The sequence below is a fragment of the Pandoraea nosoerga genome (assembly GCF_902459585.1).
Lineage (GTDB): Bacteria > Pseudomonadota > Gammaproteobacteria > Burkholderiales > Burkholderiaceae > Pandoraea > Pandoraea nosoerga.
This window is the reverse complement of the sequence record NZ_CABPSC010000007.1, coordinates 175913-201645: the sequence shown is the minus strand read 5'-3', so window position 1 is coordinate 201645 and position 25733 is coordinate 175913. Positions and strand designations below refer to the sequence as shown.

20 protein-coding genes are annotated in these 25733 nt (G+C 66.9%); 9 read left to right on the top strand and 11 right to left on the bottom strand.

The features are described from left to right. The first annotated feature begins 26 nt into the window (after positions 1-26). The 4 genes from paaE (at position 27) to PNO31109_RS11330 (ending at position 3646) form a co-directional block, all read left to right on the top strand. The gene (gene paaE / locus PNO31109_RS11345; protein WP_150555621.1) at positions 27-1115 is read left to right on the top strand and encodes a 1,2-phenylacetyl-CoA epoxidase subunit PaaE; all 1089 of its coding nucleotides are present in this window, start codon (positions 27-29) and stop codon (positions 1113-1115) included. A gap of 178 nt (positions 1116-1293) precedes the next feature. Next, complete coding sequence (locus PNO31109_RS11340; protein WP_150555620.1) at positions 1294-2082, top strand: DUF1835 domain-containing protein; 789 nt, start codon at positions 1294-1296, stop codon at positions 2080-2082. A gap of 9 nt (positions 2083-2091) precedes the next feature. After that, complete coding sequence (locus PNO31109_RS11335; protein ID WP_150555619.1) at positions 2092-2745, top strand: TetR/AcrR family transcriptional regulator; 654 nt, start codon at positions 2092-2094, stop codon at positions 2743-2745. A gap of 244 nt (positions 2746-2989) precedes the next feature. Continuing rightward, positions 2990-3646, top strand: a complete 657-nt coding sequence (locus tag PNO31109_RS11330) for a GNAT family N-acetyltransferase (RefSeq protein WP_150555618.1) — start codon at positions 2990-2992, stop codon at positions 3644-3646. Between the two features lie 124 nt (positions 3647-3770). On the opposite strand, the gene PNO31109_RS11325 is transcribed toward PNO31109_RS11330, so the two are convergent. Both PNO31109_RS11325 and PNO31109_RS11320 read right to left on the bottom strand, forming a co-directional pair. Next, complete coding sequence (locus PNO31109_RS11325) at positions 3771-4259, bottom strand: Lrp/AsnC family transcriptional regulator (protein WP_150555617.1); 489 nt, start codon at positions 4257-4259, stop codon at positions 3771-3773. Positions 4260-4494: 235 nt separating this feature from the next. Continuing rightward, positions 4495-4704, bottom strand: coding sequence for a hypothetical protein (locus tag PNO31109_RS11320; RefSeq protein ID WP_150555616.1), 210 nt, complete (start codon positions 4702-4704; stop codon positions 4495-4497). A gap of 608 nt (positions 4705-5312) precedes the next feature. Between PNO31109_RS11320 and PNO31109_RS11315 the strand changes: the two genes are divergently transcribed. Beyond that, positions 5313-8879 (top strand): indolepyruvate ferredoxin oxidoreductase family protein, encoded by a 3567-nt coding sequence (locus PNO31109_RS11315; RefSeq protein ID WP_150555615.1) that lies wholly within the window; start codon positions 5313-5315, stop codon positions 8877-8879. A 175-nt stretch (positions 8880-9054) separates the two neighbouring features. On the opposite strand, the gene PNO31109_RS11310 is transcribed toward PNO31109_RS11315, so the two are convergent. Both PNO31109_RS11310 and PNO31109_RS11305 read right to left on the bottom strand, forming a co-directional pair. Then, a complete protein-coding gene (locus PNO31109_RS11310) occupies positions 9055-11334 on the bottom strand; it encodes an NADP-dependent malic enzyme (RefSeq protein WP_150555614.1) in 2280 nt (759 codons plus the stop codon). 353 nt (positions 11335-11687) lie between these two features. Then, on the bottom strand, positions 11688-12938 hold the full coding sequence (locus tag PNO31109_RS11305; RefSeq protein WP_150555613.1) for an MFS transporter: 1251 nt from the start codon (positions 12936-12938) through the stop codon (positions 11688-11690). A 359-nt stretch (positions 12939-13297) separates the two neighbouring features. Between PNO31109_RS11305 and PNO31109_RS11300 the strand changes: the two genes are divergently transcribed. Both PNO31109_RS11300 and crcB read left to right on the top strand, forming a co-directional pair. After that, positions 13298-13987, top strand: a complete 690-nt coding sequence (locus PNO31109_RS11300) for an orotate phosphoribosyltransferase (RefSeq protein ID WP_145864722.1) — start codon at positions 13298-13300, stop codon at positions 13985-13987. 111 nt (positions 13988-14098) lie between these two features. Continuing rightward, on the top strand, positions 14099-14497 hold the full coding sequence (gene crcB, locus PNO31109_RS11295; protein ID WP_150555612.1) for a fluoride efflux transporter CrcB: 399 nt from the start codon (positions 14099-14101) through the stop codon (positions 14495-14497). Positions 14498-14520: 23 nt separating this feature from the next. Here the strand turns inward: crcB and PNO31109_RS11290 are convergent, their stop codons facing one another. After that, positions 14521-15366: a helix-turn-helix transcriptional regulator gene (locus PNO31109_RS11290; protein WP_241013754.1), complete on the bottom strand. Its 846-nt coding sequence runs from the start codon at positions 15364-15366 to the stop codon at positions 14521-14523. Positions 15367-15494: 128 nt separating this feature from the next. Here PNO31109_RS11290 and PNO31109_RS11285 point away from each other — a divergent pair, with 128 nt between their 5' ends. Beyond that, positions 15495-16298, top strand: coding sequence for a class I SAM-dependent methyltransferase (locus tag PNO31109_RS11285; protein WP_244958160.1), 804 nt, complete (start codon positions 15495-15497; stop codon positions 16296-16298). Between the two features lie 57 nt (positions 16299-16355). Here PNO31109_RS11285 and PNO31109_RS11280 read toward each other — a convergent pair whose 3' ends face one another. The 4 genes from PNO31109_RS11280 to PNO31109_RS11265 all read right to left on the bottom strand — a co-directional run bounded on the left by PNO31109_RS11280 (position 16356) and on the right by PNO31109_RS11265 (position 20876). Then, on the bottom strand, positions 16356-17117 hold the full coding sequence (locus tag PNO31109_RS11280; RefSeq protein ID WP_150555610.1) for a peptidylprolyl isomerase: 762 nt from the start codon (positions 17115-17117) through the stop codon (positions 16356-16358). Between the two features lie 71 nt (positions 17118-17188). Beyond that, positions 17189-17749 (bottom strand): DapH/DapD/GlmU-related protein, encoded by a 561-nt coding sequence (locus PNO31109_RS11275; protein WP_150555609.1) that lies wholly within the window; start codon positions 17747-17749, stop codon positions 17189-17191. A gap of 289 nt (positions 17750-18038) precedes the next feature. Beyond that, positions 18039-18992, bottom strand: coding sequence for a ketopantoate/pantoate/pantothenate transporter PanS (gene panS / locus PNO31109_RS11270; protein WP_150555608.1), 954 nt, complete (start codon positions 18990-18992; stop codon positions 18039-18041). Positions 18993-19175: 183 nt separating this feature from the next. Further along, positions 19176-20876: a DEAD/DEAH box helicase gene (locus PNO31109_RS11265; protein WP_150555607.1), complete on the bottom strand. Its 1701-nt coding sequence runs from the start codon at positions 20874-20876 to the stop codon at positions 19176-19178. Positions 20877-21227: 351 nt separating this feature from the next. On the opposite strand from PNO31109_RS11265, the gene PNO31109_RS11260 reads away from it, so the two are divergent. Continuing rightward, positions 21228-22148: a LysR family transcriptional regulator gene (locus PNO31109_RS11260; RefSeq protein WP_150555606.1), complete on the top strand. Its 921-nt coding sequence runs from the start codon at positions 21228-21230 to the stop codon at positions 22146-22148. A gap of 54 nt (positions 22149-22202) precedes the next feature. Here PNO31109_RS11260 and PNO31109_RS11255 read toward each other — a convergent pair whose 3' ends face one another. Next, the gene (locus tag PNO31109_RS11255; RefSeq protein WP_150555605.1) at positions 22203-23510 is read right to left on the bottom strand and encodes a solute carrier family 23 protein; all 1308 of its coding nucleotides are present in this window, start codon (positions 23508-23510) and stop codon (positions 22203-22205) included. A gap of 252 nt (positions 23511-23762) precedes the next feature. Then, on the bottom strand, positions 23763-25613 hold the full coding sequence (locus PNO31109_RS11250; RefSeq protein ID WP_244958159.1) for an AcvB/VirJ family lysyl-phosphatidylglycerol hydrolase: 1851 nt from the start codon (positions 25611-25613) through the stop codon (positions 23763-23765). Between the last annotated feature and the right edge of the window lie 120 nt (positions 25614-25733).

The following is a 25733-nucleotide window of genomic DNA, read 5'->3' as shown; positions in this document are numbered from 1 at the left end:
CGCGACCGGCGGCAAGGAAGCCCACGATGACCACCCCGCAATTCCACTCGCTGACCATTCGCGAAATCCGGCCCGAGACCGCCGACGCCATCTCCGTTGCCTTCACGGTGCCGGACGCGCTGCGCGACGCTTATCGGTTCACGCAAGGCCAGTTCCTCACGCTAAAGACCGAGATCGAGGGCGAAGAAGCACGTCGCTCGTACTCGATCTGCGTTGGCGTCCCTGAATACGAGGCGACGGGCGAGTTGCGCGTGGGCATCAAGCGCGTGCCGGGCGGCAAGTTCTCGAACTTCGCCAACGATCGGTTCAAGCCGGGTCAGCAGATCGACGTGATGACGCCCGACGGACGCTTCTTCACGCGTTTGTCACCCGATCACGCCAAGCATTACGTCGGCTTCGCCGGCGGTTCGGGCATTACCCCGATGCTCGCGCTCATCAAGACGACGCTCGCCGCCGAACCGCAAAGCCGCTTCACGCTGGTCTACGGCAACCGCTCGGTGCCGTCCATCATGTTCGCCGAAGCGCTCGAGGACCTGAAGAACACGTATCTGGGTCGTCTGCGTCTATATCACGTGCTCTCGGACGAGGCCCAGGAAGTCGAGTTATTCAATGGCCTGCTCGATCGCGAGAAATGCGCCGCGTTTCTCGATACGCTGATCCCGCCGTCGAGCATCGACGAGGCCTTCATCTGCGGTCCCGGCCCGATGATGGACGCCGCCGAGGCCGCGCTGGCGGCGGCCGGCGTCGCCAGGGAAAGGATCCACGTCGAGCGTTTCGGTGTGCCCTCGCCGCAAGCCGGCGTGAAGCCGGTCGTCATCACCGACGACACGCCGATGGCCGAACTGGTCGTGGTGATGGACGGCAAGGAGCGCCGCCTGCGTCAGCCATACGAAGGCCAGAGCATTCTCGACACGGGCCTCGCGGCCGGCCTGTCGCTGCCATACGCCTGTAAGGGCGGCGTATGCTGCACGTGCCGCGCCAAGGTGCTCGAGGGCGAAGTCGCCATGGACAAGAACTACACGCTCGAGGACCACGAAGTCGAGCAAGGCTTCGTGCTGACGTGCCAGGCGCGCCCGCTCACCGAGCGCGTCGTCGTGAGCTACGACGAGCGTTAAGCGGCCGGCCGGCGCAGCGCCGGGCGGGCGTCCCGACATTGACCGGGCGTCTGCCATGCGGTGCGAACGTTACGCCAACGCGGTGGCATCGAACGCGAAATCCGGCCAATGCGCCGATTATTTCGGTCATTGCGGGAGCGTCAACCCGAGGTTGCGGGAATACCGTAAACTACCGGGCATGAATACCATCCATGTCGTCTGTGGCGATATCGCCGCGCAGCAATTGCGCGCGGCGATGGCGCAAGCGCTCCGCGCCGACCCCGTGCTCGTCCTGCGCGACGACCTGGCCATCGGTCCGGTGCGCGAAATCGACGAGAACGAGCGGCAGCGGGCGGCTTTCTGGCAGCGCGTGGCGCCCGCGGCCGGACGCGACTACGCAGGTGAGCTGCGCGAGGAACTGGCGGCACTGCAACGTCTGGCCGAAGGCGACAACGCCGTGGTGTGCTGGCATGGTGACAGCGCCTCGGACCAGTTGATGCTGCGTCGCGTGGCATTCACGCTGCGCGGCACGCCGGCAAGGCTCAACGAGATCGCGCTGCGCGGCGGCGACCTCGCACCGGGCGGCGCGGGGTACGGGCCCGAGCGGCGCACGAGCGTGGGCATGTACGCGCCGGAGATTCTGGCCGAACGGTTTGCCCGCATCGCGCCGATTTCGCTGTTGCGCATCGGCCGTCTGTCGTTGGAATGGCGAGCGCTCAAGCAGGTGAACGCGCAGGTGCGCCGCTGGGTCCACAACACGTTCGAAGGCGCGACGTTCGCGCAGATCGACGACCAGATCATCACGCTCGCGCCCGTCGCATGGACGCCGATGGCCGCGTTTCTCGGCGAGACGATGCCGCGCATCGAAGGCTTTTTTGCAACCGACACTTTTCTGCTGTGGCGCTGCCGCGAACTCGGCGCGGCGGGCCGGCTCGCATTGCGCGGCGACACCACGGCGCCCGCCGCGTGCGATTTACGACTGGAGTAACCCCCGTTTATGGCACGTACCAAAGCGCCCGATCACGAATCGCAGCGCGAACAGATTCTCGATGTCGCGGCCGAGGCATTCGCCCGCGCGAGCTATCCGAGCACCTCGATGTCCGAGCTTGCGGCCGCGTGCGGCACGTCCAAGGCGCGGCTATATCACTACTACGCCAGCAAGGACGCCATTCTGTTCGATCTGCTCGAACGCTACACCAAGCGGCTGATGCTGATCGTGACCGAGGTGGAGGCGCTCGGCCAACGCCGCGGGCTGTCGGAGCGCGAGACGTTTCACGAACTGATCCGGGCGTTTCTCGACGAGTACGAAACGTCGCAGACGCGGCACATCGCGCTGCTCAACGACGTCAAGTTCCTCAACGACGAGCAACGCGAGATCGTGCTCAACCGCCAGCGCGACGTGGTCGCGGCGTTTGCCCGCCAGCTCTGCCGCGCTTTCCCGGATCGCATCGGCAAACACAACCAGACAGCTCTCACGATGATGCTCTTCGGCATGATCAACTGGACCTTCACTTGGCTCAAGCCCGGCGGGCGCATGCGCTATCGCGACTTCGCCAACGAGGTCATCGCCGTGCTCGAACATGGATTGGCGGCACCGCTGCCCGAAGGCAGCGAAGCGGCGAATGCCGAGACGGCGCCGTCACGCCGATGAGTGCGTAAGCACACACTCACAAAGAAAAGGGCGAATCTTCGCCCTTTTTTGTTGCCTCGCAACAACTCTTCGTGGAAGACAACGCGGCCGGATCGCTCGGAAACACGCCGCTCTTCAGTCACTTAGACGTTTCCCTCCAGCGTTCCGGGCCTATATCCTAGGGTTTTTACCTACCCAATGAGGTATAATTCTTTTGCGTCGCACAATCCGGTGCACGCATGAAAGGTTACCGAAGGATTACGCCATGAACGCCCCGAACTCCACGCCCGACGTCGCACGCGCGACGGTTGCCGCCAACGAGCGGTCGAGCGTGCTGATTCGCGAGCTGACGTCCGGCGACGTCCATCGCCTGCAACGCCACTTCCTGGCCCTCGGCGAAGAAGATCGCCTGCTGCGTTTCGGCCAGGCCGTCACCGACGACGTGATCACCCGCTACGTAGCCAGCCTCGACTTCACTCGCGACAGCCTCTTCGGCGTGTACGACGACAACCTCGCGCTGGTTGCCGTCGCGCACGTGGCGCAGTTGCCCGAGGGCAAGAACGGCCGTGTCGCCGAATTCGGCGTATCGGTACTGGAGTCGGCCCGCGGCCGCGGCATCGGCTCGCGTCTGTTCGAGCGCGCCGCGATTCACTGCCGCAACAGGCGCGTGGATACGCTGTACATGCACTGCCTGTCGCGCAACGCCCGCATGATGCGCATCGCGAAGAAGGCCGGTATGCAGATCAATTTCGCTTACGGCGAAGCGGACGGTTACCTCAGCCTGCCGCCGGCCGATACGCAGTCGATGCTCTCGGAAATGATGCAGGAGCAGGTCGCCGCCTTCGACTACGCCATCAAGCGCCAGCTTCGCAGCGCCCGGCGCTGGTTCGGCGCCCTGCTGCCGAACCAGCGCGCCGCCTGAAGGCGGGCAGTCGCACGCGCGCCTCGCGACTTCCCCGTCTCTCAAAGAAAACCCGGCCTTGGCCGGGTTTTTTTGTCCCGTCAGAATGGCGGGCGAGATAGGTGCGCGCCGTCACGCCGCGGCATCAGGGAAGCGGCAGCGCCGTCGTTTCCTTGAGCTGGTCGAGCACGAAGCTGGTCTTGACGTCGACCACGCTCGGGTGGACGAGCAACTGCGACTGCATGAAGTTGGAGAAGTGGGCCATGTCGCGCACGTGCACGCGCAGCAGGTAGTCCATGTCGCCCGCCATCGCGTAGCAGCCGACGACTTCCTGCCAGGTGTCGACCACGTTGCGGAAGTGCTCGTTGACCGAGCCGCCCTGCCCGTCGCCGGGATGACGCTTGTCGAGCCGAACGTTCACGTAGGCGAGCAGGCCCAGGCCGAGGCGCGTGGGTTCGAGCAATGCAACGTAGCCGCGGATCACGCCGGCCTCTTCCAGACGCCGGATGCGCCGCAGGCAGGGACTGGGCGACAGGCGCACCTGTTCGGCGATTTCGAGATTCGACAGCCGGCCGTTACGCTGCAGCAAGGCGAGGATGCGCCGGTCGATCTTGTCCAACTCCAGTTTTGACATATTCCCCCCTGATATTGACGCTTATGCGCAACATTATTGCGCATAAGTTCGTTTACAAGGAAGTCTTTGTCAAAATAATCGAGTTGCGAGACATTACATCGAAGCCTTCCCACAAAGAAAAGGGCGCCAGCCTTGTCAGGCGACGCCCTGCATGTCGGGTCGTGAGAGCGGGCGAGACGCGGGAAAGGCCTCGGGGCGTTCCTGCGTTCCGCTGCCGGCGTGGACGGGCCGCGGCTTAGCGGCGCTGAAATTCGCGCGGATCGATCGTGCGCTGGTCGAGCGGGCCTTCGTAACGCTGCGGCTGTTGCGTGGTTCGCTGCTGCGTGATGGGGGTGGGTTGGGCCGTCTTGTCGCGCGCCAGTTCGTCTGCGCGTGCGACGCTCACTTCCAGGGTCAGGAACGAAGCGGAAACCAGCAGGAATTTGGCGATGTTTCGTTGATTCACAGTGACTCCTTCTTACGTATCGCTTATGACTAAACGCTTATTACTAAAACTACTCAATGTGCGTATCCAACGTGTCGGGTAACGCATTAGTAGGCATTCTGCCCGCTCCGTTCCCGCGCGCCCCGAACCGTTACACGTTGTTACCCGCATGTCGGAAGACGCCGACAAACGCTTGATTCTCGACATCCTGGCGACACAATCACGTCATTTTCGGCCGCAATCCGAAGGACGTCGTGCGTCGTGATGCCGCAGGGCCCGCTGCTGCCCCCAGCACGCAGGGTCGAGTCACACGAACACCAGACGAGGGTTTACGCCAGCTATATTACGTTTACGTAAACGTCAGAATCCTCGTTATACTGCGCTCGACCCGCGACTCGTGGGGCGTCGTCCCCGCCGTCAGGCAATGCCGCGACACCGGTGCTACCATGAGTCCGACTGGCATAGCATCATGAAAACAAGGCCCTGCCGTTCGCGTGACGTCACATCGTTGAGCACGCGAGCGAGCGACGGACAAAGGCCGCATTCACCACCGCCGTCCGGCTTCACGAGAGCGGGAGGGCAGGAAGTTTTGGCGATCCCAAAATCAGTGAGAGTGAGGAGCACACCCCATGAACGCCCCCGTCAATCCGAGCTTGCTGGCCGCGCTGGAGTCGGTCACGCTCGACGACAAGTACACGCTCGAGCGCGGCCGCGCTTACATGAGCGGCATTCAGGCACTGGTTCGACTACCGATGCTGCAGCAGGCGCGCGACGCCGCCGCCGGACTGAACACCGCGGGTTTCATTTCGGGCTATCGCGGCTCGCCGCTGGGCGGCCTGGATCTCTCGCTGTGGAAGGCCAAGCAGCACCTCGCCGGCCATAACATCGTCTTCCAGCCGGGCCTGAACGAAGACCTCGCCGCCACCGCCGTGTGGGGCTCGCAGCAAGTCAACCTGTATCCCGCCAAGTTCGACGGCGTGTTCGCCATGTGGTACGGCAAGGGCCCGGGCGTCGACCGCTCGATGGACGTGCTCAAGCACGCCAACTCGGCCGGCTCGTCGAAGCACGGCGGTGTGCTCGTGCTCGCCGGCGACGACCACGCCGCCAAGTCCTCCACGCTCGCGCACCAGTCGGAACACGTCTTCAAGGCGGCCGGCATTCCGGTGCTGTATCCGTCGAACGTGCAGGAGTATCTCGACTACGGCCTGCACGGCTGGGCGATGAGCCGCTATTCCGGTCTGTGGGTCGCGATGAAGTGCGTGACGGACGTGGTCGAATCGTCGGCCTCGGTAATGATCGATCCGCACAACGTCGACATCCGCTTGCCGGACGACTTCGTCATGCCTCCCGACGGCCTCAACATCCGCTGGCCCGACCCGCCGCTGGTGCAGGAAGCGCGTCTGCTCGACTACAAGTGGTACGCCGGCCTCGCCTACGTGCGCGCCAACAAGCTCGATCGCGTGATGATCGACTCGCCCCACGCGCGCTTCGGCATCATGACTGGCGGCAAGGCCTACCTCGACGTGTGTCAGGCGCTCGCCGACCTCGGGCTCGACGAAGCCACCTGCCAGCGCATCGGCATCCGTCTGTACAAGGTGGGCTGCGTCTGGCCGCTCGAAGCGCAGGGTGCGCGCGCGTTCGCACAGGGTCTTCAGGAAATTCTGGTGGTCGAGGAAAAGCGCCAGATTCTCGAATACGCGATCAAGGAAGAGCTCTACAACTGGCGCGAGGACGTGCGCCCGCGCGTGTACGGCAAGTTCGACGAAAAGGACGGCGCCGGCGGCGAATGGTCGGTGCCCATGGCCAACTGGCTGCTGCCCGCGCACTACGAGCTCTCGCCGGCGCTGATCGCCAAGGCCATCGCCACGCGCCTGGAAAAGTTCGAATTGCCGAGCGACGTGCGCGAGCGCATCGCCGCGCGCCTGCGCGTGATCGACGCCAAGGAACAGGCGCTCGCCAAACCGCGCGTGGCCGCCGAGCGCAAGCCGTGGTTCTGTTCGGGCTGCCCGCACAACACGTCGACCAACGTACCCGAAGGCTCGCGCGCGATCGCCGGCATTGGCTGTCACTACATGACGGTGTGGATGGATCGCCGCACCGACACCTTCTCGCAAATGGGCGGTGAAGGCGTGCCCTGGATCGGCCAGGCGCCGTTCTCCGCCGACGAGCACATCTTCGCGAATCTCGGCGACGGCACGTATTTCCACTCGGGCCTGCTCGCCATCCGTGCGGCGATCTCGGCCAACGTCAACATCACCTACAAGATTCTGTACAACGACGCGGTCGCCATGACCGGCGGCCAGCCCGTCGACGGCACGCTCACCGTGCCGCAGATCGTGGCGCAGGTTGCGGCCGAAGGGGCGGCGAAGATCGTCATCGTGACCGACGAGCCGCAGAAGTACGAAGGCGTGAAGCTCGTGGGCGACGTGCCTGTCTATCACCGCAACGAACTCGATCGCGTGCAGCGCGAGCTCCGGCTGGTCAAGGGCACCACGATCCTGGTCTACGACCAGACGTGCGCCACCGAAAAGCGCCGCCGCCGCAAGCGCGGCGCCTATCCCGATCCGGCCAGGCGCGTCGTCATCAACGAGGCCGTCTGCGAAGGCTGCGGCGACTGCTCGGTAAAGTCGAACTGCCTGTCGGTCGAGCCGCTCGAGACGGAGTTCGGCACGAAACGCCAGATCAACCAATCGACGTGCAACAAGGACTTCTCGTGCCTGAACGGCTTCTGCCCGAGCTTCGTGACGGTCGAAGGCGGTCAGTTGCGCAAGCCGAAGACCGCGCAGGTCGACAGCAGCGATCTGCCGCCGCTGCCGGAGCCGGCACTACCTGCCATCACGCGTCCTTACGGCATTCTCGTCACGGGCGTGGGCGGCACCGGCGTGGTGACGATCGGCGGGCTGCTGGGCATGGCCGCACACCTCGAGAACAAGGGCGTGACGACGCTGGACGTGACCGGCCTCGCGCAAAAAGGCGGCGCGGTCACGAGCCACGTGCAGATTGCGCTGCAGCCCGAAGACATTCATGCCACGCGCATCGCCATGGGCGACGCGCGCGTGGTGATCGGCTGCGATGCCATCACCACGGCGAGCGACGACACGCTCTCGCGCGTGCAGCATGGCGTGACGAACATCGTGGTCAACAGCGCCCACACGCCGACGGCGGAGTTCATCCGCAACCCGAACTGGCGTTTCCCCGGTTCGAGCACGGAGAACGACATCCGCGCGGCAGCCGGCGAGAACGTCGACTTCGTCGATGCGAATCACCTCGCGCTGCGCCTGCTCGGCGACACCATCTATACCAACCCGTTCGTGCTCGGCTACGCCTGGCAGAAGGGCTGGGTGCCGCTCTCGCACGCCGCGCTCACGCGTGCGATCGAACTGAACGGCGTGTCGATCGAGAAGAACAAGCAGGCGTTCGAGTGGGGCCGTCGGGCCGCGCACGATCTGGCCAGCGTGCGCAGGCTCGCGGCGCAAAACGAAGCGCCCGAGACGTCCGCGACCGGTGGCAAGCTCATTACGCTGCACACGCCGCGGGCGCTCGACACGCTGATCCAGCGCCGCTACGACCAGCTCGTGGCGTACCAGGATCGCGCTTACGCCGAGCGCTTCAAGCACACGGTCGATCGCGTGCGCGCCGCCGAAACGCCGCTCACGCAGGAAGGCGCCCAGATGCCGCTCACCGAGGCGGTCGCGCGGGCGCTCTACAAGCTCATGGCGTACAAGGACGAGTACGAAGTCGCGCGTCTGTATACGGACCCGGCGTTCATGAAGAAGCTCGGCGAGCAGTTCGAAGGCGACTTCACGCTGCGCTTCCATCTCGCACCGCCCTCGCTCGCCGGGCGCGACGACAAGGGGCATCTCGTCAAGAAGGCCTACGGTCCGTGGATGATGAAGGCGTTTCGCGTGCTGGCGAAGCTCAAGGGTTTGCGCGGCGGGGCGTTCGACATCTTCGGCCGCACGCACGAGCGGCGTACCGAGCGTGCGCTGATCGGCGAGTACGAAGCACTCGTCAATGAACTGGTGACGGGTTTGAACGAGCACAACCTGTCGCTTGCCGTGCAACTGGCCGAGTTGCCGCAGGAAATTCGCGGCTACGGTCACGTGAAGGAGCAGAACCTGGCCGCCACGCGCATCAAGTGGACGAAGCTGCTCGCGCAGTGGCGCGAGGGCGGCTCGCATCGCGCCGCGGCATGACGCTGCGCGCGACCCTGGACACCGAACGCGGGCGCTGAACGCCGCATGTCATGGAAAAAACCCGCCAGACGCTCACGCGCTGGCGGGTTTTTTCTTTCGCGTCGCCGTCACTTCGCCGTCACTTCGCCGTCACCGCGACGCCGGCCCGTCGGCCGGCGGCTTCGCACACGGAACCTCAGCGGCTGACGTTGGCGGCGGCCACCGCCGTCATGTTGATGATCCGGCGCACGGTCGCGGCCGGGGTGAGAATGTGAACCGGCTTGGCGCAGCCCAGCAGGAACGGGCCGACCGTCACGCCTTCGCCGCCCGTCATCTTGAGCAGGTTGTACGTGATGTTCGCGGCTTCCACGTTCGGCATGACGAGCAGGTTCGCTTCGCCCGACAGACGCGAGGCCGGATAAGCCGCGCGACGCACCGCTTCGGACAGCGCGGCGTCGCCGTGCATTTCGCCATCGACTTCCAGCTCCGGCGCACGCTCGGCCAGCAGCGCGGCCGCACGCGCCATGCGCTGCGCCGATGCCGACTTCACGCTGCCGAAGTTCGAATTCGAGAGCAGCGCCACCTTCGGGGCAATGCCGAAGCGCTCGATTTCCTTCGCGGCCAGCACCGTCATCTCCGCGAGCTGCTCCGCGCTCGGCGTCTCGTTCACGTAGGTGTCGCTGATGAACAGATTGCGCTTCTCGAGCATCAACAGGTTCATGGCGGCGTAGTTTTCGACACCGGCGGCGCGGCCAAGCACCTGATCGACCACGTCGAGGTGACGGTGGTACGTATCGATCATGCCGCAGATCATGCCGTCGGCTTCGCCCAGGCGCACGAGAATCGCGCCGATGAGCGTGTTGTCCTTGCGCATGGCCGCCTTGGCGACTTCCGGCGTCACGCCGTGGCGCGCACCGAGGTTGTGATACTCCTGCCAGCAACGTTGATAGCGCGAGTCGTCTTCCGGATTGACGATTTCGAAGTCGACCCCGGGCTTGAGCCTGGAGCCGATCTTCTGCAGCCGCATCTCGACCACCGCCGGACGGCCGATGATGATCGGCTTGGCAATACGCTCGGCGAGCACGAACTGCGCGGCGCGCAGCACGCGCTCGTCTTCGCCTTCGGCGAACACGATGCGTGCGGCATCGTTGCCGAAGCGCGCACGCGCGGCGGCGAACACCGGGCGCATGATGAAGCCCGTGCGATACACGGTCGTGCCGAGTTGCTCGCGATAGGCGTCCATGTCCTGGATCGGGCGCGTGGCCACGCCCGAATCCATCGCGGCTTGCGCCACGGCCGGCGCGATCTTGATGATCAGGCGCGGATCGAACGGCTTCGGAATAATGTATTCCGGACCGAACTCGAGCGACTGGCCTTCATAGGCGCGCGCGACCTCTTCGCTCTGCTCCTCTTCCTGCGCAAGCTCGGCGATGGCGCGCACGGTGGCGAGCTTCATCTCCTCGGTGATGGTGGTCGCGCCGACATCGAGCGCGCCGCGGAAGATGAACGGGAAGCACAGCACGTTGTTGACCTGGTTCGGATAGTCCGAACGGCCCGTCGCGATGATGCAGTCCGGGCGCGCCGCCTTGGCGACTTCCGGGCGAATTTCCGGCTCCGGGTTGGCCAGCGCCAGAATCAGCGGGCGCGGTCCCATCGTCTTGACCATGTCGGCGGTGAGCACGCCGGCGGTCGAGCAGCCGAGGAACACGTCGGCGCCGTTCGAGGCGTCGGCCAGCGTGCGGGCGTCGGTCGTCACGGCGTAGCGGGCCTTGCTGTCGTCGAGCTTGTCACGCCCCGCATGGATCACGCCCTTCGAATCGAGAACGAGGATGTTCTCCTTCTTCAGGCCGAGGTTCACGAGCAGGTCCAGACACGCGATCGCGGCGGCGCCAGCGCCCGAGCACACGAGCTTGACCTTGGCGATGTCCTTGCCCACGACCTTCAGGCCGTTGAGGATGGCGGCCGAGGCAATGATGGCGGTGCCGTGCTGATCGTCGTGGAAGACGGGAATCTTCATGCGCTCGCGCAGCTTCTTCTCGATGTAGAAGCACTCGGGCGCCTTGATGTCTTCCAGGTTGATGCCGCCGAGCGTCGGCTCGAGCATGGCGATCGCCTCGACGAGCTTGTCCGGGTCGTGCTCGGCGAGTTCGATGTCGAACACGTCGATGCCGGCGAACTTCTTGAACAGACAGCCCTTGCCTTCCATCACCGGCTTGGCGGCGAGCGGGCCGATGTTGCCCAGGCCCAGCACGGCCGTGCCGTTCGTGATCACACCGACGAGGTTGCTGCGCGACGTATAGCGGTTCGCGGCGAGCGGATCTTCGGCGATGGCCTCGCAGGCATATGCCACGCCCGGCGAGTAGGCCAGCGACAGATCGATCTGGTTCGACAGCGGCTTGGTCGGCGTCACCGAGATTTTGCCCGGACGCGGATTCTCGTGGTACGCCAGGGCGCTTTGCTTCAGTTGTTCATCCATATCTCGATACCTAAGGACAGGGCGACGGCCAGTCCGTGCCGCACGCAGGCAGCGTGCGGGCAGCATTTCGACTCGGCCGTCTTTTGACGGGATCACGGCGGGGAAGAAGCCTTCCGGGGGGATTCGGCGATTGTGTCGCCGACGGGGTTCTTCGCGGCGCGGCGGCGTGATGACCGACGCTTCCCCGGCCCGATATGCCGCGCTCTCGCGCGGGGGGCCGTGGGGCTTGCGGTGCGCCGGACGCACCGCAGGACGCAAAGTGTACACCCTGCGCCAGAAGCTTGATGCCGCATGCGCCGCCGGGCGCGCATGCGCTCGCACCGCCCGGCGGCCCGCGCGGCGCGGGCTCGCGCTTATTCCAGTGCCTGGCCGCGGCGCTCCGGAATCAGGAACAGCGTGGCGAGAATGTCGAGCACGTAGATGCCGGCGAGGAAGACGAGCGCGAGCTTGAACGAGTACGCCGCGGCAAGCGCGCCCACGGTGAGCGGGCCGAAGCCGCCAACGGCCCGGCCGATGTTGAACAGCACGTTTTGCGCGGTGGCCCGTGCCGCCGTCGGATACAGCTCGGAGATGAGCGCGCCGTACCCGCCGATCATGCCGTTCACGAAGAGTCCCATGACCGCGCCGCCGACGAGCAGCGCGAACTGCGACTGCAACTGTGCGTAGACGAACACCATCACGACGGCGCCGATCTGGTAGGCGATGAAGGTGGGACGGCGGCCGATGCGATCGGCCAGGCGCCCGAACAGCCAGATGCCGAACGCCATGCCGAGCACCGTCACCGCCGTCCACATGGCCGACTTGGTGAGCGAGTACCCGAACGTCTTCGACAGGTACGACGGCATCCAGATCATCAGCCCGTAGTAGCCGAAGTTCTGCACCGAGCACAGGATCGCCACGCCCAGACTCGCACGCGTGCTCGCGCAGTCCTTGACCAGCAGCTTGAGCGGCGCGTGTTCGCGCGGCAGCTTTTGCTGTGCGAGAAACATTTCCGGCTCGCCGAGCGCGCGGCGCATGACGAACGACACCACGGCCGGCAGCAGACCGACGGCGAACATGCCGCGCCAGCCGATGACCGGCAGCAGCAGCGGCGTGAGCAACGCGGCGGCGAGCACGCCCGCCTGCCAGCCGAGCCCCACGAACGACGACGCCCGGGCACGGCGCTCCGGTGCACAGGCTTCGGCCGCCAGCGCCATGCCGATGCCGAACTCCCCGCCCAGCCCGATGCCGGCGATCGTGCGGTACGCGAGCAAATCCCAGTAGCCCTGTGCGAGCGCGCACATGCCCGTAAACACCGCGAACACCAGGATCGTCCACGACAACACGCGCACGCGGCCGTAGCGATCGGAGAGCATGCCGAAGACGATGCCGCCCACGACCGCGCCGACGAGCGTCCACGTCACGAGCGCGCCGGACTGTGCGCTCGTGAGCGCCAGATCGGCCGCGATGGCCGGCAAGATGAAGCCGAGGATCAACAGATCGAAACCGTCCATGGCATAGCCGATGGCCGAGGCCCACAGGGCACGGTTCGCGTAAGCGTTGTCTTGCGGCGGTACACCGGCGACCGGTGTGGCGGCAAGCGAGGGCGAGGAATCGTTAGGCATGAGCACGTCCGACGGGGGCTGAAATTCGGCGTGAGTGTATGCCTGTCATAAAGGCTCGGCAACTGTCTCTTTTTTTGGACTCATCTGTCGGCGACCGACCTTCATATGCGCCGTGCGGTCACTCTGTGCGTATTTTGCCGAGCAAAAATATACGCTTAGTGCATAATTGCCCGTGCATCTGCTCAAAGTTGTGGCATAATTCGCGTTCAAGCGCCGGGCTGTCGCCGCAGCACCGCACCGACCGGCCGCCCTGATCGGCCGTTCTGCCGTGGCGCACCCGCGCCGCGGCGTCGCGCCGACTGTCCCATGACTCCTGGCTGTACGCCGCGCGGCGGGCAGCCAAGCAAAGGAACCGCATCATGATTGGCATCGACCGCCAGGCGATTTCCGACATCACCGCCAAGATCCTGCTCGAAGTGGGCGCGGTGCATTTCAACGCCGAGAAGCCGTACATCTTCACCTCGGGCTGGGCCAGCCCGGTCTACACCGACTGCCGCAAGCTCATCTCGTATCCGCGCGTGCGCCGCACGCTGATGGACTTCGCCGAGGCCGTCATCATCCAGGACGTCGGCTGCGAGCAGTTCGACACGGTGGCCGGCGGCGAGACCGCGGGCATTCCGTTCGCGGCCTGGATCGCCGACAAGCTGATGCTGCCGATGCAGTACGTGCGCAAGAAGCCGAAGGGTTTCGGCCGCAACGCGCAGATCGAAGGGGATTTGCCGGAAGGCTCGCGGGTACTGCTCGTCGAGGACCTGACGACCGACGGCCGCAGCAAGATCAATTTCTGCAAGGCGCTGCGCGAAGCCGGTGCGAAGGTCAATCACGTGTTCGTGATCTTCCACTACGACATCTTCCCGGAGAGCCGCCAGGTGCTCAAGGACATCGACGTGCAACTGCACTCGCTGGCCACATGGTGGGACGTGCTGCGCGTTGCCAAGCAGCAGAACCACTTCGACACGAAGACGCTCGACGAAGTCGAGAAATTCCTGCACGCGCCGGCCGAATGGTCGGGCGCGCACGGCGGCGCCACGGCCTTTCCGAAAGACTGAGATCCGTGGCAGTATTCGCGTGAGAGAAGACCTCGGCCGGCCTGAAAAGGCTGGCCGTTTTTTCGTCCGCCCCCCTTTCACTACCCGTGCGATCCGCGAGGAGAGTCGCCCATGATCGGTTCGGTCGTCGCCATCAGCCTCGGCGCCGCGCTCGGCGCGCTGCTGCGCTGGGTGCTCAGCGTACAGTTCAACGCAATACTGCCCACGCTGCCGCTGGGCACCCTCGCCGCCAACCTCGGCGGCGGCTATCTCATCGGCGTCGCCGTGGCCGTCTTCAGCCAAGTACCGTCGCTGCCGGTCGAGTGGCGTCTGTTCATCATCACCGGCTTCCTGGGCGGCCTCACCACGTTCTCCACGTTCTCCGCCGAAGTGACCGGGCTGCTGCGCGAGGGGCAGCTCGGCTGGGCGTCGCTGATCGTCCTCACGCATGTCGGCGGCTCGCTCGCCATGACGCTGCTCGGCATGGCCAGCGGCGCCTTGCTCGCGAGCTGGCTGCGCTCTGCCGCCTGAGACTCCCGGCGACGGCGTATCGATTACGGCAGCAGCATCACGAGCTTGACGTCGTCATGGCCGGACAGGCGGAACGTGACCTGCGCGAAATCGATGTCGCCGCGCACGGGATGATGAAAGCCCCGTCGCCCGCCTTCACGCTCCACCACGTCCTGCTGCGACCACAGCGCGGCGAAAACGCGGCTCTCGCGCTGCAGCGCGTCGGTGAGCGCACGCACGGGCGTGTCGTCGAGGTATGCACTGCATTCGGCGCGAAACTCCGCGACCACGCGCCGCGCGCGGCTGTCCCAATCCTGAATCAACGCACGTGCGCCCGCATCGAGGAAGATGTAGCGCATCAGATTCTTCGCGCCCGGCGCGTCGAGCCAGCCGCGAAAGACGTCGGCCGCCGCATCGTTCCATGCGAGCACGTCCCAGCACCGGTCGAGCGCATAGGCCGGTGCGGCCACCGCCGCCACGGCGGCCTGCACCTGTGCCGCCGCGTGATGCGGCAAGGGTTCGGCGCCGCGCTCCGGATCGCGCCGGCCCGCGAGGTCGAACAGATACGCGCGTTCCGCGCGCGAGAGCCGCAACGCGCCCGCCACGGCCGCCAGCGCGCCCGCCGAGATCGACACCTCGCGCGCCTGCTCGATCCACGTGTACCAGGTTGCCGACAGGCCGCACAACTGCGCCACTTCCTCGCGCCGCAGGCCGGGTGTGCGACGGCGCCCGATCGGCGGCAAGCCGACCGCGGCCGGCGTGAGGCGCTCGCGATGCGCACGCAGGAAGTCGCCGAGCGCACGGCGCTGGCTCGCGGCGCCGCGTGCTTCGTCCGGCGATGGATCGTCCCGGGGCCCCGGGCGGGTTGGCGGCATAGGGGTAGTTTTCATACCAGGATAAACGCGTAACTTGTACCGGTATCGACGAGCCATTATCGTGACACTCGTCGATGCCGCACAAGCCCCCTGGCGCGCGGCGCCGGCGTCGGCAACCGCCCCACCCACGAAGGAGACTTTCCGTGAGCGAATCTCAACGCCCCTCGCCCGCCGCCGGCGACGCGCCCCAGTCCCACAACGCCGTCGTCACCGGGCAATTCGGCCCGCAGGCCTCGGCCTATCTGACGAGTGCCAACCATGCGCAGGGCGCCGATCTGGAGCAGCTCGCCGCCCTCGCGCAGACGCGGCCTGCCGCGCAACTGCTCGACCTCGGCTGCGGCGCGGGCCACGTAAGTTTCTTCGCGGCGCCGCACGTCGCGCGGGTGGTCGCTTACGACCTGTCGCCCGACATGCTCGGTGTCGTGGCCGACGAAGCGGCCCGGCGCGGACTCGCGAACATCGTCACGCAGCAGGGCGCGGCCGAGTCGCTGCCGTTCGAAGACGCCAGCTTCGATCTCGTCTTCAGCCGCTACAGCGCACATCACTGGGCGGACGTGGGCGCCGCGCTGCGCGAGATGCGTCGGGTGCTCAGGCCGGGCGGGCGCGTGGCGATCTGCGACGTCGCCTCCACCGGACAGCCGCTCTTCGACACGTATCTGCAGGCCGTCGAGGTGCTGCGCGACACGTCGCACGTTCGGGACTACTCGCTCGGAGAGTGGCTGACGATGGCCGCCGGCGCGGGCTTGTGCGTCGTCTCGCTCACGCCGCGCACGCTGGAACTCGACTTCAGGACGTGGACGACCCGCATGCGCACGCCCGAACCGATGCAGGTCGCCATCCGTGCACTGCAAGCCGCGATGGCCGACGACGTTCGCCGCCACTTCAAGATCCAGCCCGACGGCTCGTTCACGCTCGACACGTTCACGCTCGAGCTTGCCGTCGGTTGACGCCCGGGCCACTGCGGCGCGTCGCGACCGGTCGCGGCCATGAAGAAACGGGCGCCGCTATTGCACGCGCGCCGGCCTGTCGTTATCGCCGGCGCCGCTGATCTGCGCGGCATCCGCGAGCAGCGCCACGTAATGATGCAAGGCTCGCGCGCGCGCCTGCTGGTACAACTGTGCCGCGATGCGATCGGCCACGCGCTCGAACGGCGGCATGCGGCCCTTCACGCGGCGCTCGATACGCACGACGTGAAAACCGTAGCGCGTGTTCACGAGCCGTGGCACCACGCCGAGCCGATCGCCGCAGAACAGCACGAGTTCGAACTCCGGCGCGCCGCTGCCGCGAGCGAGCATGCCGAGGCTGCCGCCGCGGCGCCCCGAAGGGCAGTCCGACATGCGCGCCGCCACCGACTCGAACGATGCCGGCTCCGCGAGCACCGCGTCGAGCGCCGACTGCGCGCGCTCGAGCGTCGAGGACAGCGGCACCCCGGCCGACAGCGCGAACAGAATGTGACTCGCCTGCACCTTGTCGCCGACACGAAACTGTCCGGCGTGCTCGTGGAAATAGGCGCGGCATTCGGCTTCGGTCGGACGCCGCACCTGCACGTCGCGCGTGAACAGCGTGTCGATGATCGCGTCATCGCTCGCATTGGCGGCGTCGGCTTCGTCGAGCAATCGCAAGTCGCGCACGCGCTGGCGCAACAACTCGCTGCGGACCAGCGCGCGCCTGGCCGCCGCTTCCGGATCGGCGACGTCTCGATGCCGGTTGATTTCATCGGCGACGCGGCGTGCGTCGATGACAATACCGTTGACGCTCAAAGCCATGACGAACTCCTGCAAAACGTTGACTGTATCGCCTCCACGCTCACCGACGCTCGCCGGCGCGCCGAGCGCGCTCAGAACTCGTTCTGAATGCGGCGATACGCGCGTGCGAGCTCCACGTTGGTACGGCTCACCGACTCGGAGAACTCGCGCGCGTCGACCGTGACCTTCGGGATGGTCGCGAGATCGGTCTCGCGGCTGATATGCGTCGTCGACGGGATATAGAAGTTCTCGGGGATGTCCCGTGCCTCGACCACGCTGTTGTGCCGCACGACCACGCCGTCATGCACGACGCAGTTGAACAGCACCGAATTGAAGCCGATGAAGACGTTGTTCCCGATGACACACGGTCCATGCACGATGGAGCGATGCGCAATCGACGTGTTCTCACCGATGCTAACGCGTGCCCCGTCTTTCGAATGGATCACGACCCCGTCCTGAATATTGGAATTGGCGCCGATCACGATCGGCTCCATCTTGCCGTTCTCGTCGACCTCATCGGCCCGCAACACGGCATAGGGTCCGATGAAGACGTTCTCGCCCACGATGATCTGACCGCATAGAATGGCCGTCGGATCGATGAACGCGCTTTCATGCACCACGGGGTAGTCCCCGCGCGGGTTCTTTCTCAACATTGTTGGGTGACTCCAGACCGCTCGCTCGTACCGCCGGGCCGAGACAGGGCGTCGCGCATCTCGCACGAAGCATCGCTGCCGGGATTGACCATGTCGGCCACGTCGGAATACGCCCTGTGGGCGAGCGGGGGAAAGGGAGCACGGACGGGCGCCGCGCTGCGGATTCTCTCACCGCCGCGAACGGTATATCGATGTTGTAGGCGATGAGAGACAGAAAGGCAAATGGCCGCGATGACGGTGCGGCCACCCGTTGCGCGCCGCACACACCGGGGCGCGGCGCAGGAAAACGTCAGTGCGTCGGGCGCGTCGCCACGGCCTGGTCGTCGTTGGCCGTGCCCGTCGGACGGCCGCGCCAGTAGCCGGCGAGCAGCGAGCCCGAGAGGTTGTGCCAGACCGAAAACAGCGCTCCCGGCAACGCCGCGAGCGGCGTGAAGTAAATCTTGCCCAACGTGGCAGCCAGCCCCGAATTCTGCATGCCCACCTCGATGGCGAGCGTGCGGCAAATCGACTCGTCGAAGCCGAGCAGGCGCCCCCCCCAGTAGCCGCCAAGCAGCCCGAGGCCGTTGTGCAGCACCACGCCGAGCATCACCAAGGGGCCGACAGTGGCGATATTGCCCTGATTCGCGCCGACCACCGCACCGATGATCAGCACGATGGCGATCATCGAGACGAGCGGCAGATAGCGCTCTAGCGCGCGCACCACGCCGCCGCAATAGCGGTTGATGAGCAGGCCCGCGCCGATCGGCAGCGCCACGATCTGGAGAATGGACAGCAGCATGCCCTCCACGTCCACCGCGATCGACGCATCGACGTAGAGCCGCGTGAGCAGCGGCGTGGCGAACACCCCCACGAGCGTGGACATCGCGCTGATCGTCACCGAGAGCGCCACGTCGCCGCGCGCGAGGTAGATCATGACGTTCGACGCGGTGCCGCTCGCCACGCTGCCCACCAGCACCATGCCGGCTGTCAGGTCGGGCGGCATGTGCAGCACGCGCGCGATGATCCACGCCGCGAGCGGCATGACCAGATAGTGCAGCACCACGCCCGCCACGATGGGGGCGGGACGCGTGAAGACGCGCTTGAAGTCGTCGAAGGTGAGAGTCACGCCCATCGCGAACATCACGATGGTGAGCAACGCCGTGACGTGCGGTGTGATGCCGGAGAAACTGCCCGGCGAGAAAAAGGCGAAGACGGACAGCAGCAGAGCCCACAACGGGAACAGCCGGGTGACACGGGCGATCATGAAATCCTCGAAGAACGGGAAGGCGGCGCCCGGACCGCCGGGCGCGAAAGCTTAATATTTTACTTACTTTGCGCCGCTCGCCCACGGGGGATGTCGGCCCGTCACCCTTCGCCGGGTTGGCCATGCGCGCAACGCGATGCGCGAGACGCCGCCGGCGCGCATCGTCGCAGGCGCTGGGAAGGCTCAGTCGCGCTTGGGCTTGCCCATCAGCAGGGCGCCACCGGCGCCGTCGCGACGTGCCGGGCGCGGACCGCGCTGGCCGAAGTCGCTGCGCTCACCGCCCCCGCCGGCGCCCTGGCCGCGTGATGCGTTGTGTGCGTCGCGGCCCTGGCGCGGGACACCGTTGCCCGGCGTGGCCCGTGCCGCGGTGCGCTGTGCGTCGCCCGCACGCTTCGGCGCTTGCTGACGGACACCCTGTCCACCGATGCCGACGTGACCGACGTTACCGATGTTACCGACGTTACCGACGTTACCGACGTTGATCGTGGCGTTCCCGCCGCTGCCGGCATTGCCGCCGCGCCGTGCGTTCCGGCCATTCGGGTCCTGCCGTTCGCGATGGTCACCCCGTTCTCCGCCACGCTCCCCCTCGCGCCGCACCCCGCCGGGTTCGGCGCCCTGACGCCCGCCGCGAGCGCCTTCACGCGGGGCGCGCGGCTGCGCTTCGGCGCGCGCGCCACGGCCGCCGCCGGCGCCTCGCCCACCGTTCTGATTCTTGCGAATCGGTTGCGGCACGGCGTTCGGATCCGGCTCGAAGCCCGGGATCACTTCGCGCTCGATGCTGCGCTTGATCAAGCGTTCGATCTGCGCGAGCAATTGATGCTCGTCCACGCACACGAGCGACACCGCCTCGCCGTTGGCGCCCGCGCGGCCGGTACGGCCAATGCGGTGCACGTAATCCTCGGCCACTTCCGGCAGATCGAAGTTGACCACATGGGGCAGTTGGTCGATATCGATGCCGCGTGCGGCAATATCGGTCGCCACGAGCACCTGCAGCGTACCGCTCTTGAACTCGGCCAGCGCACGCGTGCGCGCTCCCTGGCTCTTGTTGCCGTGAATGGCGAGTGCCGGAATGCCGCCCTTGGTGAGTTGCTCGGCCAGACGGTTCGCGCCGTGCTTGGTGCGCGTGAAAACGAGCACCTGGAACCAGTTGTGCTCGCGCACGAGATGTTCGAGCAGTTCGCGCTTGCGCTCGCGATCGACCGGGTGGATCTTCTGCGCCACCGTCTCCGCGGTGGTATTGCGGCGCGCCACTTCGATGAGCGCGGGCGACTTGAGCAGGCTGTCGGCGAGCTGCTTGATCTCGTCGGAGAACGTGGCGGAGAAGAGCAGGTTCTGACGCTGCGCCGGCAGCGCCGCCAGCACGCGGCGGATGTCGCGAATGAAGCCCATGTCGAGCATGCGGTCCGCCTCGTCGAGCACGAGAATCTCGACGTGGGACAGGTCGACGGTCTTCTGCTGCATGTGGTCGAGCAGGCGACCCGGCGTGGCAACGAGGATGTCCACGCCGCGCGCCAGTTGCTTGACCTGCGGCACCATCGACACACCGCCGAACACGGTCATGGAACTCAGGCGCAGGTACTTGCCGTACTGCGTGACGCTCTCCTCGACCTGCGCGGCGAGCTCGCGCGTGGGCGTGAGCACGAGTGCGCGCACGGCGCGCTTGCCGTTGGCGGCTGCTGGGCGCGCACGCGAGGAGAGCATTTGCAGGATCGGCAGCGTGAAGCCCGCCGTCTTGCCGGTGCCGGTCTGGGCGCCGGCGAGGAGATCGCCGCCTTGCAGGACGGCCGGAATCGCTTGGCGTTGAATCGGGGTCGGACGGGTGTAGCCAAGCTCAGTGACTGCCCGCAGGATGTCGGCCGACAGGCCGAGCGTTTCAAAAGACATATAAAGACCAATGCGCGGACTCCACGATGTGTGTCCCCGCGCGTTAGATGTTGTTTGTTCTTGATGGAATGCCCGCGTCGGGCGTGCGACAGGCGTCGCGCTCATGCGGGCGACGCGCCGGAAGACGCCGGCAAGACGACCCGCCGGCGAATAACGATTCAAGCGGCTTGGCGGGCGAGGCCGTCGCGGGTACGGCCGTGTCTTGAAAGCGCGTAGTTTACCATGCGCCCTTTCCCAAGTCAGTGGGCATCGCCGCACATGCCGTGCAATCGGCACACAGTGCGTGCGCAGTCCGCGCGCTACACTGGCGCCATTGCGTTCTGCGCGCTACGCCCGCCTGCGGCATTTCCCGTGCGATTCGACCTTACCGATCTGCGTCTTTGCCTGCTCGTCGCCGACGCCGGCAGCATCACCGGCGGCGCCGAGCGCGCCCATCTGACGCTGGCCTCGGCCAGCGCGCGCATTCGCGGACTCGAGGAGACGCTGGGCGTCGCACTCTTCATGCGGCACCGCCAGGGCGTCATGCCGACGCCCGCCGGCCGGGCTCTGCTCGCCCACGCGCGCCGCGTGCTCGCGCAGGTCGACCAGATGCGCGGCGAACTCGGCGAGTACGCCGCGGGCCTCAAGGGCAACGTGCGCATCGCGTCCAATACGGTGGCCATGTCGGAATTCCTGCCTGATCTGCTGGGCGCTTTCCTCGCCCAGCACCCCAACGTGGAAATCGCGCTGCGCGAGCAGACGAGTCCGGCCGTCGTCCAGGCCGTGCTCGAAGGCGCGGCGGATATCGGCGTCGTGTCCGACTGGATCGAATTGACGGGGCTGGAGACGGTGCCGTTTCGCCAGGACCGGCTGGTGATCGTCACGCCGCCCGGTCATGCGCTGGCCGAACGCGCGCAGGTCGCGTTCATCGATGTGCTCGACAGCGAGTTCATCGGCCTGCCCGAGCACAGTGCGATCGCCGAGCATCTCGACGGCCACGCCCGACGCGCCGGGCGCTCGCTGCGCTATCGGCTGCGGCTGCGCGACTTCGACAGCCTGTGCCGGGCGGTGGCGGCCGGCGCTGCGCCGGGCATCGTGCCATTGAGCGCCGCCCGGCGCTCGGCCGGCGCGCTCGGCCTGGGCGTGGTGCCGCTCACCGACGCCTGGGCGCTGCGCAATCTCATCCTCTGCGTGCGCGAGCGCGACGCCCTGCCCGCCTATGCGCGCCAACTGCTCGAACATCTTGCCGCGGGAGAAGCCAGCGGCGCCACCGAAAAAAACGGCACGGCGTAATCGCCGCGCCGGGCGCCGGACCGTACCGGCTGGACAGACGTCGCACGCGCGACGTTACATCGCCGCGGGCGTCGACTTTTCGCGGCCGCGCAGCAGCGCGTACAGGATGATCGCGCCGAAGGTGGCGCAGCCGATACCGCCAAGCGAGAAGCTGCCGAACTTCAGCGTGAAGTCGCCAGCGCCGAGCACCAGCGTGACGGCCGCCACGATCAGGTTGCGGTTATCCGAGAAGTCCACCTTGTTCTGCACCCAGATGCGCGCACCGGCCACCGTGATCAGACCGAAGACGACGATCGACACGCCGCCCAGCACCGGGCCCGGGATCGTCTGGATGAGCGCGCCGAACTTGGGCGAGAAGCCGAGCACCAGCGCGATGACGGCAGCCACGGCGAATACCAGCGTCGAATAGATTTTCGTGACGGCCATCACGCCGATGTTCTCGGCATACGTGGTCACGCCCGTGCCGCCGACGCCGCCCGACACGATGGTCGCGAGCCCGTCGCCGAGGAAAGCGCGGCCCATGTAACGGTCGAGGTTCTGGCCCGTCATGGCGCTCACGGCCTTGATGTGACCGAGGTTCTCCGCCACCAGGATGATGGCGATCGGCGCGAGCAGCACCATCGCCTCGGCCTTGAACACCGGCGCCGCGAAATGCGGCAGGCCGAACCATGCGGCATTGGCCACGATCGAGAAGTCGATGGGCTTGCCCAGTCCCATGCCGTTGGTCAGCACCGCGTACAGTACGTAGGCGAGCAGCAGCCCCACGAGAATCAGCAGACGCTGCACCATGCCGCGCGCGAACACCGCCACGAGCCCCACGCATAGCACCGTCGCGAGCGCCATCCACGTGTCGAAGCTGCTGGCCGAGACACCCTTGACCGCCACCGGCGCGAGATTCAGGCCGATGACGGCGACCACGGCGCCCGTCACCACGGGCGGCATGAGCGCTTCGATCCAGCGCGTGCCGACCATCATCACGATGAGGCCGATGATCGCGTAGGCAACACCGCAGGCGATGATGCCGCCCAGCGCCACCGGAATGTTCATATTCGGACCGCTGCCGGCGTACCCCGTGACCGAGATCACGAGCCCGATGAAAGCGAAGCTCGAACCGAGATAGCTCGGCACCCGGCCGCCCACGAGCACGAAAAAGAGCAGCGTGCCGATGCCCGACATGAAGATCGCGAGGTTCGGGTCGAAGCCCATGAGCAGCGGGGCGAGCACGGTCGAGCCGAACATGGCCACCACGTGCTGCACGCCCATGGCGATGGTCTGCGGCCAGGGCAGGCGCTCATCGGGCGCGATCACGCGGCCGGACCCCGTGTCCTGCTGCCGCCACTGCGGGAAATAACCCTCTGCCATATCGATCTTCTCCTGTAGGTGTGTCGTTGCTACGTCGTGCTGCGTCGTGCTGCGCCTTGTTGTGTCGTGCTGTGCCACTTCGGGCGCGGCGGGTCGTTGGGAAAACTCGCGGCAGTGTACGGAGCGTGCGTAAGGAAGGCAAGGCAAGAAAACAAGGCGGAACCTGCGCCGGGACACGCTGCGGGAAAGGCGCCGAAGCCCGCGCGCGGCCGGCATCGGCTTGGGCGGTGCGGGGCGGCGGGGCGGCCCGTGTCAGCGTCTGGCGGCGGCCTGGAGAATGGCGTCGGCAAGCCCGGCGTAGTTGCCGTCGAAGTGATGACCGCCGGCCATCTTCACGAGCTGCACGCGCCTGGGATCGAGCCCCGGGCAGTTGCTGTCGTCCTCGTCGGCGCCGTAGACGCACATCGCCAGCCCGTCGGGCAGGCGCTCGAGCTCGGGGCGGATCGGCAAGCCGTTCTGGCTCGACATCACCCAGTTGGTCATGCGGAACTCGAAATCCGCCTTCTGCCCCAGTCCCATGAGCACGAGCAGCGCCACACGTTCGCGCGCCACCGGCGGCAGGCGGTTGACCATGAACGGCAGCACGTCGGCGCCCTGCGAATAGCCGATCAGAATCACGCGCTTGCGGTTCCAGCGCGCCTGGTAGAAACGCATGAGACGCTCGACGTCGAGGGCGCCGGACGCCGGTGTGCGCGCCGACCAGAAGTAGCGCAGCGAATCGACGCCGACCACCGGAATGCCATGCGCCGAGAGTGCGCCGGCGACATCACGGTCGAGTCCCGCCCAGCCGCCGTCGCCCGAGAACAGGATCGCGAACGTGTCGGCCATCTTCGCAGTGGGCTTGCCGGTGGCCGGCACCTCGATGACGGGCAGATCGGCCACCGCCGCCGGCGGACGCGCCGTGCCCGCCACGTGGTGCGCGTTCAGGCGGCGAAAGGCGTTCTTGTACTGCGTGAGCCAGTCGGCGAGCACCGGCGACGCCGGGGCGCCGGTCGAGGTGGCGGACGCCGCAGGCGGGGCGGATGCGGCAGACAGGGCTGACGGGGCTGACGGCGCCGTCGCATCCGACGGCGTCGGCCCGGGGCCAATGCCCGAGGCGTCCATCGCGCCAAGGCTTCCCGCGAGCCCGCCGACAAGCCACGTCGAATTCGGCGTGCGGGCGGCAAACGCTTGCGCGACGTGGTCCGGGCAACGCGGCGCGCGCGCCGTCGATCCCGTTGGCCCGCCTACCGGGCCGCCCATCGCGAGCCACGGCGCGCTCATCACGGGCGCGGGCAGCAGGCGCATCGGCGCGCCGCCCGCCGTATGCGTGATGCCGCGTGCGAAATGCACGCCCTCGCCCTGACACAGCGGCTTGCTCATCGGCAGCACCGGGCAGAAGTCCACCGACAGCGCGCCGGAGAACGTTTCGTTGCCGGCCTGCGCGAGCATCGCGTAGGCGAACGTGCCGCCTACACCGTCGCCCACGAGAATCGGCGGCGTGTAGCCCGGCAGCTTGACGGCCGCCTCGACCCAGCGGCCGAAGTTGTCGAGGTCGCCGGCCGCGTACACGCAGCCCACGTCGTCCTTCGTGTAATTCGCCATCAGACGCGCCGTGTCGATGCCCGCCACGAGCGCCCCCGTGTCGGCCAATGCGCGCGCCATGCGTTCGGCGCGGGGCGTCCAGCCCGTGTCGTCGGAGAAGAAGAGCACCGTCGCGTTCGGTTCGCCCTCCGGACGGAAGATCGGGACGTTCTCGAAGCGGCCGTGCGTCATGACTTCCGGCGCGCGATTGCCCGCGCCGCGAAACGCCACCGCGCCCGCTGCTGCGGCCGCCGCCTGCGGCATGACGGGCGACGGCACACTCGAGGCCGCGACCGGCGGCTGCGCGGCGGGCCCCGCCTGGGGCGCGGGCTTGAGCGCGAACTTGGGCACGGGCTTGGGCGCGGGTTGGGGCGCGGGTTGGGGCGCGGGTTGGGGCGCGGGTTGGGGCGCGGGTTGGGACGCGGATTGGGGTGCGGGTTGGCGTGCGGGTTGGGGTGCGGGTTGGCGTGCATAAGCGCGCTGCTCGGCCGGCGAGGCCGTCTGCGCGGTGGCGGCCGGCGTCGTCATCGCGAACGTCATGATCGCCGCCGCGGCGAGCCCCGCCCGCGCTTGCGAATGCCACCCATGGCGCCAGGCCCGCCTGCCGCGCCCGGCGCCGGCGTGATGCGAACTCGTTGTCCCGCCGCCCGTTGCCATCGT

Coding starts and splice junctions, on each gene's coding strand:
- PNO31109_RS11290 (WP_241013754.1), bottom strand. CDS start 15,366: ATGAAAACTACCCCTATGCCGCCAACCCGCCCGGGGCCCCGGGACGAT.
- PNO31109_RS11300 (WP_145864722.1), top strand. CDS start 13,298: ATGATTGGCATCGACCGCCAGGCGATTTCCGACATCACCGCCAAGATC.
- PNO31109_RS11255 (WP_150555605.1), bottom strand. CDS start 23,510: ATGGCAGAGGGTTATTTCCCGCAGTGGCGGCAGCAGGACACGGGGTCC.
- PNO31109_RS11335 (WP_150555619.1), top strand. CDS start 2,092: ATGGCACGTACCAAAGCGCCCGATCACGAATCGCAGCGCGAACAGATT.
- PNO31109_RS11305 (WP_150555613.1), bottom strand. CDS start 12,938: ATGCCTAACGATTCCTCGCCCTCGCTTGCCGCCACACCGGTCGCCGGT.
- PNO31109_RS11265 (WP_150555607.1), bottom strand. CDS start 20,876: ATGTCTTTTGAAACGCTCGGCCTGTCGGCCGACATCCTGCGGGCAGTC.
- PNO31109_RS11330 (WP_150555618.1), top strand. CDS start 2,990: ATGAACGCCCCGAACTCCACGCCCGACGTCGCACGCGCGACGGTTGCC.
- PNO31109_RS11340 (WP_150555620.1), top strand. CDS start 1,294: ATGAATACCATCCATGTCGTCTGTGGCGATATCGCCGCGCAGCAATTG.
- panS (WP_150555608.1), bottom strand. CDS start 18,992: ATGATCGCCCGTGTCACCCGGCTGTTCCCGTTGTGGGCTCTGCTGCTG.
- crcB (WP_150555612.1), top strand. CDS start 14,099: ATGATCGGTTCGGTCGTCGCCATCAGCCTCGGCGCCGCGCTCGGCGCG.
- PNO31109_RS11310 (WP_150555614.1), bottom strand. CDS start 11,334: ATGGATGAACAACTGAAGCAAAGCGCCCTGGCGTACCACGAGAATCCG.
- paaE (WP_150555621.1), top strand. CDS start 27: ATGACCACCCCGCAATTCCACTCGCTGACCATTCGCGAAATCCGGCCC.
- PNO31109_RS11275 (WP_150555609.1), bottom strand. CDS start 17,749: ATGTTGAGAAAGAACCCGCGCGGGGACTACCCCGTGGTGCATGAAAGC.
- PNO31109_RS11250 (WP_244958159.1), bottom strand. CDS start 25,613: ATGACGTTCGCGATGACGACGCCGGCCGCCACCGCGCAGACGGCCTCG.
- PNO31109_RS11315 (WP_150555615.1), top strand. CDS start 5,313: ATGAACGCCCCCGTCAATCCGAGCTTGCTGGCCGCGCTGGAGTCGGTC.
- PNO31109_RS11280 (WP_150555610.1), bottom strand. CDS start 17,117: ATGGCTTTGAGCGTCAACGGTATTGTCATCGACGCACGCCGCGTCGCC.
- PNO31109_RS11325 (WP_150555617.1), bottom strand. CDS start 4,259: ATGTCAAAACTGGAGTTGGACAAGATCGACCGGCGCATCCTCGCCTTG.